The following is a 977-nucleotide window of genomic DNA, read 5'->3' as shown; positions in this document are numbered from 1 at the left end:
GATGTCCCCGGGACGCGCGGAACGAGGCGCACCCCCACGAACCGACGCGCACGCAGCTCCACCGGCGAGGTGAACCGCATGACCCAGACAGTCGCAGTCCTCGGCACCGGAAAGATCGGCGAGGCCCTGCTCAGCGGAATGATCCGCGCCGGCTGGCGCCCCGCCGACCTCCTGGTCACAGCCCGCCGCCCCGAGCGCGCGGAAGAACTCCGCACCCGCTACGGCGTGGAGTCCGTGAGCAACGCCGAAGCCGCCAAGCGCGCCGACACCCTCATCCTCACGGTCAAGCCCCAGGACATGGGCAAGCTCCTCGACGAACTCGCCCCGCACGTCCCCGCCGACCGCCTCGTCATCAGCGGCGCGGCCGGCATCCCGACCGGCTTCTTCGAAGAGCGCCTCGCCCCAAACACCCCCGTCGTGCGCGTCATGACGAACACCCCCGCCCTGGTGGACGAGGCGATGTCCGTCATCTCGGCCGGTACGCACGCCACCGCCGAGCACCTCCTGCACACCGAGGAGATCTTCGGCGGCGTGGGAAAGACGCTCCGCGTCCCGGAGAGCCAGCAGGACGCGGCCACCGCCCTCTCCGGCTCGGGCCCGGCGTACTTCTACTACCTCGTCGAGGCGATGACCGACGCCGGCATCCTCCTGGGCCTGCCCCGCGCCCAGGCCCACGACCTGATCGTCCAGGCGGCCATCGGCGCGGCCGTGATGCTGCGCGACAGCGGCGAACACCCGGTCAAGCTCCGGGAAGCCGTGACGTCCCCCGCCGGCACCACCATCAACGCGATCCGCGAGCTCGAGAACCACGGTGTACGAGCCGCCCTCATCGCCGCCCTGGAGGCAGCCCGCGACCGCAGCCGCGAGCTCGCCTCCGGCAACGGCTGACGCCCGGAGGCCGGAGCCGGGCCGGGTGAGAGCCGACCGTCCCACCGGACCGGCTCCACCCGCACCGTCACTCACCCCACCCCCACCTC

General features: G+C 72.5%; 1 protein-coding gene. It reads left to right on the top strand.

Annotation, left to right across the window (positions count from 1 at the left end; genetic code table 11):
• Positions 1–78 precede the first annotated feature (78 nt).
• Positions 79–888 carry a pyrroline-5-carboxylate reductase gene (gene proC, locus E2E34_RS34625; protein ID WP_138905758.1) on the top strand — a complete coding sequence of 270 codons (810 nt, stop codon included), beginning with the start codon at positions 79–81 and terminating at the stop codon, positions 886–888.
• The last annotated feature ends 89 nt before the right edge of the window (positions 889–977 follow it).

The sequence above is a fragment of the Streptomyces albidochromogenes genome (assembly GCF_005981925.1).
Taxonomy (GTDB): domain Bacteria; phylum Actinomycetota; class Actinomycetes; order Streptomycetales; family Streptomycetaceae; genus Streptomyces; species Streptomyces albidochromogenes.
Note: the sequence above shows the minus strand (reverse complement) of the source record. Positions and strands in the feature narration are given on the sequence as shown.

Excerpts from the sequence above, each read along its gene's own strand:
- proC (WP_138905758.1), top strand. The coding sequence starts at position 79 with ATGACCCAGACAGTCGCAGTCCTCGGCACCGGAAAGATCGGCGAGGCC.